This window comes from Deinococcus sp. (assembly GCF_030523985.1).
GTDB lineage: Bacteria > Deinococcota > Deinococci > Deinococcales > Deinococcaceae > Deinococcus.
Map to the genome: position 1 here is coordinate 1 of NZ_JAUNHK010000129.1, position 6,189 is coordinate 6,189.

The following is a 6,189-nucleotide window of genomic DNA, read 5'->3' on the forward strand; positions in this document are numbered from 1 at the left end:
ACTACCCCTTGCAGAAGTGAGCGTTAGCTGCCGAACAGTTTGGGGAGTGTAGTGACGATAGTCTGCACACTTAGCAAGGCCATCGCTACGACGACGAGCCAGCCAGCAATGCTCATCCAACCTGGGTGCCGGTAGGTACCGACCAGTTTGGGGCGACGTGCCGCCAGCAACATGGTGCCCAGTGAGATAGGCAGAATCAAGGCGTTCAGGGCACCGACCGCCAGCAGAATGGCGACCGGCTTGCCGACCAGTGCGAAAACCAGCGTGGAGAGCATAATAAACGCGACGGTAATCCAGCGATGGTGACGCTCAATGAATGGCGAGAGGGTACGAATGAACGACACCGACGTATAAGCCGAGCCGACCACGCTGGTAATGGCCGCCGCCCACATGACCACACCGAACAGGCGGTAACCCACGTTGCCTGCCGCGTGCTGGAACACCACTGCCGCCGGGTTGTCTTTGCCGAGGTCCACGCCTTGCGAAACGACCCCCAGTGCCGCCAGAAACAGCAGCACCCGCATCAGCGAGGCAAGCAGAATGGCCGAGGAAGCGCCCCGGTTGACACTCGGCAGGGCAGCCTGCCCCTTGATTCCAGCGTCGAGCAGGCGGTGCCCCCCGGCGAAGGTGATGTACCCGCCCACGGTGCCGCCGACGAGAGTGATGATGGCGAACAGGTCAAGCTTGACTGGCGCGACAGTTCGCAGCGCCGCTTCGGCGTAAGGCGGATGGGAAACGAACATCACGTAGAGGGTCAGCAGAATCATGACGCCGCCCATCACCTGTGCAAGTCGGTCCATAGCCCGGCCCGCTTCCTTGATGAGGAAAATACCGATGGCAAACAGTGCGCTCAGGACGGCTCCCCAGGTGGGACTGATACCCGTCATGACGTTCAGGCCCAGTCCGGCCCCGGCCACGTTGCCGATGTTGAAAGCCAGACCACCGATGACGATAAGCGCGGCGAGCAGGGTGCCCAGGCCGGGAAAGACGGCATTGGCCGTGTCCTGGGTGCGGCGCTCGGTAACGGCGATGATGCGCCAAATGTTGACCTGGACGACCAAGTCAATGAGGATGGACAGCAGGATGACGAAGCCGAAACTGGCGAGCAGGGTCTGGGTAAAGACCGAGGTCTGCGTCAGAAAGCCGGGGCCAATGGCCGAGGTCGCCATCAGGAAAGCGGCTCCGAGGATCACGCTCCATTGGCGTTCCTTTCGGGCAGGTCCGGAGGGCGAAGGGGGAGTGGTCATGACAGGAAACCTCCGGGCAACAGCAAAAGGGGTGAACGACTGGGAATGAAGCGGCTCAAAGCATAGAGGTATGTCCGCATGCGCCCAGCAATCGACTAGAACACTTAATAATGTATCACTCGATACATTCCCCTGGGAAAATGACGTACCAGCTTAGGAAGATGACATTCGCAAGGTAGAGCATATGCGCCTCAATCCGATGTCGTGCATAAACAGACCGTGATGCCTGATTGCCAGTCGTGTTGCAAGACCGCCCGGAACGGACGAAGGCCCGCTCACATGGAAAAATAGAAGCCGCTCCGGGGGAGGGAGCAGCCGATGGCTGTAGCGCACAGAACGCGAAACGACGGGTGGGGAGGACACAGGGCGTGATCGGGCAGGCGACGAAGGGACCGACGCCTCGCGAACAGCTCGAAGCGTTGCTGCAGGCCGCCGAACATGCGGGCTGGCTCGCTGAGCCGCATAGTGTGCGGGCCATCCGCAGCGGAAGCAGTGGCCTGTTGCCCTGGCGCATAGAGACCCCTCTGGCGCTGATAGGCGCGACCTGGCGAGATGCTGCGGCGCAACTGGCCCGAATTCCGCTGCAAGCCCCTCTGGCTCCCAGCGGGCTGCGGCAGGGTGCGCCTGCTATTCAGCGCAAGCTCGCGCTCGCCAAACCGTTGGGGGAAGCCCTGGACCCCACGCCTCTGGAGCGGACCGGGCCAATTCAGAACCCCGTTCCTCTTCCCGCGCCACAGGACGATTCGACGACTGCTCCACCGCCCCGGTCGCTCGTGAATCGCTGGCGCACTCTGTTCGGTGGTTCGGAAGAGGTGGAAGCGACTAACCTTCCTCCGGCGCCGCCTCCGCCTCCTCCCGTGTGGCCGCTGGCTGTCACCCTCGGCGGGCGGGAACTGGGGGACTATCTTCAGACTCAGGCGCGATTGCAGGCCATGTTGGAATGGCCCGAGGTGGCTGGAGACACCCAGCTCAGCTACCGGGTGCGGGCTGCATTGCATAACCTGCTTCCAGAAACACGCACCCTCTATCTGGCGCTGCCTCCGTCGTTGCGGCGTCCAGCCGAGTTCGCGGCGGCGCTGGAACGCCTGCTCCCAGCGCCGCCCCAGGGAGAAGCGCAGCGGCGCTGGGAAGCCCACCAGCGGTTTTTGCGGGAGCGTCAGGGGTAGCGGGTCAGAACGGTGCCTGCTGCGCCGCTTCCCCCAGTCTGGTCGCCAGTTTGACTAGGCCAAGGTCGGCGGCGCGGCCTTGCAGAGCGGTCAGTTCGCTGCGGTCCAGGCTGGGCAGATGGGGCGTCACCTGATTGCGTAGGGCCCGGTCGAGGCCCAGGTCAGTGTCTGCCAGACTCAGCACCTCCTCCATGAAAAAGGTGCCGACCGTGACGAAGCCGCGCAGCCGTCCCGCTTCCCGGTCAGCCGCCGTGTCACCCGTGCCGACGAAGTCGTAGAGCGTGGGCAGCAACCCTGCCGCCTGGGGTCGGGTGCGCTCCAGGTATTCCCGTTCCTGCGGGGGAATGCCCACCTGCACGGTCACGAAGCGGCGTTGCAGGGCCGAGCCGATTTCATGCAGGCGGCCCACGTCGGCGTCGTTCATGGTGGCGATAAGGACAAAGTCGGCAGGCAGGTAGATCTCCTCGTCTGCACCGTCCTGGGGGCCGACCAGCGGCATCTGGGCGCGGTACGTCGGGTCGAGCAGGGTCAGCAGGCGCCCGAACGCTTCGTCCTGATGGGCGCGGTTGAATTCGTCGATGATGAGCGCATGGGGACGCCCGGTGGCCTGCATACTCTCGCGGTGGCGCAGGGCGGCGCGGGTCACCACGCCCGGCATGAAGGTGTAGCGCAGCCCCTCGCCGGGGGCGACGCGTAGCCCGCCCACGACCTCGGTGCTGGTCCAGCGGGCGTCGGCAGTGACCAGGGTGAAATTGCCGGGGCCGCACAGGGTTTCGGCCAGCAGGGTGGCGAGCAGCGTCTTGCCGGTGCCGGGTGCGCCGGTCAGCAGCAGCGGGCGGTGACGGCCCAACGCGGCGCGGGCCTGCGCCAGCACGTCCTCGTCGAGCGCGATACGGGTGCCGAGTTGCGCCCACACGTCCGGGGCAACCTCTTCTTCCACAATCTCCAGTATGGGCTGACCCTCCTCGGCGGCAGGAGGTTCGGGCGTGACCGGGGGCAGAGGCGGCTCCGCCACTTCCATGACTTCGGCGGCAGGTTCGGGGTCGGGAGTAAAAGTTTCTACCGTGATGGGCACGGGGGCTGGAGTCGGCTTGCGGGCCTTGGTCTTGCTGGCTTTGGGCGGCTTGGGCAGTTTGGGCGGCGCGGGCACAGGGGGGCGCAGCAGGTCGTCGAGCAGGCGGCGGGCATGCGGCGGAGGCGTGGGGGCCGCCTCGCCTTCGGTCAGACCGTAGGGTTTGAGGCCCGTCGCGCTGAGGGCGTGCAGGGCCAGGCCGCTGAGGTGGGTGCTGCCCAGGGTGGAGGCGTGCAGGTCACGCTTGCCGCCACCCTCCAGGTCGAGAACGGCCCGCAATTGGCAGTGGTGCAGCACCGCGCCGCCTTGCCGTTCCAGACGGTGGTCGTAGGCGGCGAGCCACTTGACCTTGCTGACCTGATTCTTGCGCGGCAGGTAGACCAGCCGGGACTCCAGGGTTCGCACGTCCTCGTCGCAGGGCACCACGCGGTAGGCCAGCACCGAGGTGCGTGTCATCTGGCCCAGCCCCATCTCCAGCCGCTCGGCCTGAATGACCTGCTGGCTGAGTTTGAAAGGCACCGTGGTAAAGACCGGGAGGGGGTCGCCCTGAAGGTCGGCAAAGTGCGTCGAATGCACCAGCCGCATCTCGCCGCCGAGGGGCGCGGCGCTGTAGACGTCGAATACGAGGAGCTGCACCTGGGCCGCCTGCTGCGCGTCGCCTTCCGTCGCCCGGTCGGCCCAGGGGAAAGGGACAGGCTGACGCGTCGGTGGCGAAGCTCCGCCCTGGGAGAGTGTAGGCGGCATCGTCAGCGGCAGGGGTGGCGAGAGCAGCCCCCCTCCCGCGTCTGTAGACCAGTCGGCCCCCTGCGCCGCCCTTTCAAGCGCCGTTTGCTGCTCCGGGGGCAGCGAAGCCAGAGTGTCACGGGCAATTTTGTATTGAGCAAAGATGGTACTAAAGTTCATGTCGTTCCTCCGGGGAAATCAGGCCGAGGACCTGCAGGTCGCGCCCCAGTTGTTCGGGCGGGTCGAGGGGATGCAGCCGCAGCCGCACGAAGCGGGAGCGGCCCAGCGGCAGGTCACGGATAAGGAGCCGTTCGGCCTCGCCGTCGCCGTTCGGCCACAGAATCAGGCCAGTGTGGGCGTGGGCCAGCCCCATGTACTTCAGCAGTTGGTCGTTGATTTCACGCTGCTGGTCGCTGCCCAGACGGTCGAGTGGGCGGTACTTGACCTCGGCGACCAGGGCCTGAGGGCCGGAAAGGGCCAGCAGGTCGGGTTGCAGCGTCTGCCACAGGCTGCTGACCCCGCCGAAAGTCAGTCTGGGGTTGAGCGACACGCGCACCGCCGGGGCACCGTCCTCCGCCTGGTCTTCACTGGTGAGTGTTCCGGTATAGAGACCTTCGCCGGTGCGGACAAATTCGCCCTGTACGGCTCCGAGGGCGCGGGCCAGTCGAATCTGCGCCCAGAATTCGTACAGTTCGGCCATGCGCACGTGGCCCCCAGGCAGCCCGCCCGCCGGGGTGCGGAGTGTTCTGACTTCCTCGGTCAGCCGCTCGGCCTGTCGGGTCACCGGGTCGGGTCGGGTCGGGCGCTGCGCCGCAGGGTCTTCCGGCGAGTGGGGCCGGGGCAGCAGATGGGCCGTGTGGTGCAGCCGGGCGAGCAGGTCGGTGCGCTCGGGGCCGGGCGGGAGGGACGCAGCAGCTTCTTCCAGTGCCTGCCAGAGTCGGCGCAGGGCGGGCAGGGCCGCTGGCAGGGGAGGGCAGGGCAGGTCGAGCGCCACATGCTGCGGAAAGTCGCCCCGGCCCCACAGGTCGAGGGTGCGGTTCCAGTCCACCCGGTCGGGCACCTGTCCACCGACCACCCGCCGCTCGGCAAAGCGCCCGCTGGGATGGGGCTGACGGCGGGCCACCTGCCACAGTCGCCAGGCCCGCGCCGCCAGGTCGTGCAGGTCGGCGGGGCGCAGCGCAGGTGCCCACAGGTGGTCAAGGTCGCGCAGGGCGTCGGGCAGTTCTCCGTCGAAGCGCAGGCGGCTTTGCAGTTCGGGCAGTTCGGCCACCATGCGCGACAGGGCCGCGAACGCCGTGACCGGGTCACGCGCCAGCTTGGACGGGTAGACCACCACCTCCTGCGTCGTGACCCGGCCACTTTCGCCCACCAGTCGAAAAGGCAGTCGGCCCACCCAGTCGGTGAGGCGCAGGGTCACGCTGCGGGCGTTCTGCTCCTCGATATAGGGGGTTCGCATCCGGTCCACGTGCAGCACCGCCAGCCGCTGCTCACCCAGCCAGACCTCGTCGATCCACTCGGAGGTCGGCAGCACCAGCGTGCGCTCCTCGGCCACCACCTGGGGCGTGACCGGAGCTTGAGGCTGTGCGGGGGCAGGCGGCGTCATGGGTCCTCAACTGCCGTGCCGGCTCAGATAGTCGTCCAGGGCCGCCCCCAGCACGTCCTGAATCTTGGTGTCGTGCAGGGCCACATGCACCTTGAGCCGCTTTTGCAGACTGCGGGGCAACCGCGAGTTGAACGGTTCCAGCGGATCGGTCGGGTCGCCGCCCGCCTTTCCTGGCGTGGGCGATAGGCCGGATGGCAGCTCTGTTTTCGGGTCTTTTGCACTCATACAGGCCACCTCCCGGCCTGCTCATCTGGGCCGCGTCTCTGCCTGTCCGTCCGCACCGGGGGACGGGCGGCTGGCCTGGGTCCAGTGAATCCACCCCGACTGTAGCACGCTCTGGAAAGAAAGAAAGATTGCAAGAAAACTTTCTGTCAATAG

At 66.5% G+C, this 6,189-nt stretch carries 5 protein-coding genes; 1 reads left to right on the top strand and 4 read right to left on the bottom strand.

Annotated elements, in window-relative coordinates:
• Positions 1-23: 23 nt before the first annotated feature.
• Positions 24-1,247 carry an NRAMP family divalent metal transporter gene (locus Q4C89_RS13380; protein ID WP_303103121.1) on the bottom strand — a complete coding sequence of 408 codons (1,224 nt, stop codon included), beginning with the start codon at positions 1,245-1,247 and terminating at the stop codon, positions 24-26.
• Positions 1,248-1,615: 368 nt separating this feature from the next.
• Here Q4C89_RS13380 and Q4C89_RS13385 point away from each other — a divergent pair, with 368 nt between their 5' ends.
• On the top strand, positions 1,616-2,413 hold the full coding sequence (locus tag Q4C89_RS13385) for a hypothetical protein (RefSeq protein ID WP_303103122.1): 798 nt from the start codon (positions 1,616-1,618) through the stop codon (positions 2,411-2,413).
• A gap of 4 nt (positions 2,414-2,417) precedes the next feature.
• Here Q4C89_RS13385 and Q4C89_RS13390 read toward each other — a convergent pair whose 3' ends face one another.
• From Q4C89_RS13390 to Q4C89_RS13400, 3 genes are read right to left on the bottom strand one after another with little or no spacing between them, the layout of a single operon-like run.
• Positions 2,418-4,388, bottom strand: a complete 1,971-nt coding sequence (locus Q4C89_RS13390) for an AAA family ATPase (protein ID WP_303103123.1) — start codon at positions 4,386-4,388, stop codon at positions 2,418-2,420.
• A complete protein-coding gene (locus Q4C89_RS13395) occupies positions 4,378-5,811 on the bottom strand; it encodes a hypothetical protein (RefSeq protein WP_303103124.1) in 1,434 nt (477 codons plus the stop codon). The genes Q4C89_RS13390 and Q4C89_RS13395 overlap by 11 nt, the downstream gene beginning before the upstream one ends.
• Before the next feature lie 6 nt (positions 5,812-5,817).
• A complete protein-coding gene (locus Q4C89_RS13400) occupies positions 5,818-6,036 on the bottom strand; it encodes a hypothetical protein (RefSeq protein WP_303103125.1) in 219 nt (72 codons plus the stop codon).
• Between the last annotated feature and the right edge of the window lie 153 nt (positions 6,037-6,189).

Bases quoted from the DNA above. Each gene is read 5' to 3' on its own strand.
- Q4C89_RS13395 (WP_303103124.1), bottom strand. From the start codon at position 5,811: ATGACGCCGCCTGCCCCCGCACAGCCTCAAGCTCCGGTCACGCCCCAG.
- Q4C89_RS13380 (WP_303103121.1), bottom strand. From the start codon at position 1,247: ATGACCACTCCCCCTTCGCCCTCCGGACCTGCCCGAAAGGAACGCCAA.
- Q4C89_RS13390 (WP_303103123.1), bottom strand. From the start codon at position 4,388: ATGAACTTTAGTACCATCTTTGCTCAATACAAAATTGCCCGTGACACT.
- Q4C89_RS13400 (WP_303103125.1), bottom strand. From the start codon at position 6,036: ATGAGTGCAAAAGACCCGAAAACAGAGCTGCCATCCGGCCTATCGCCC.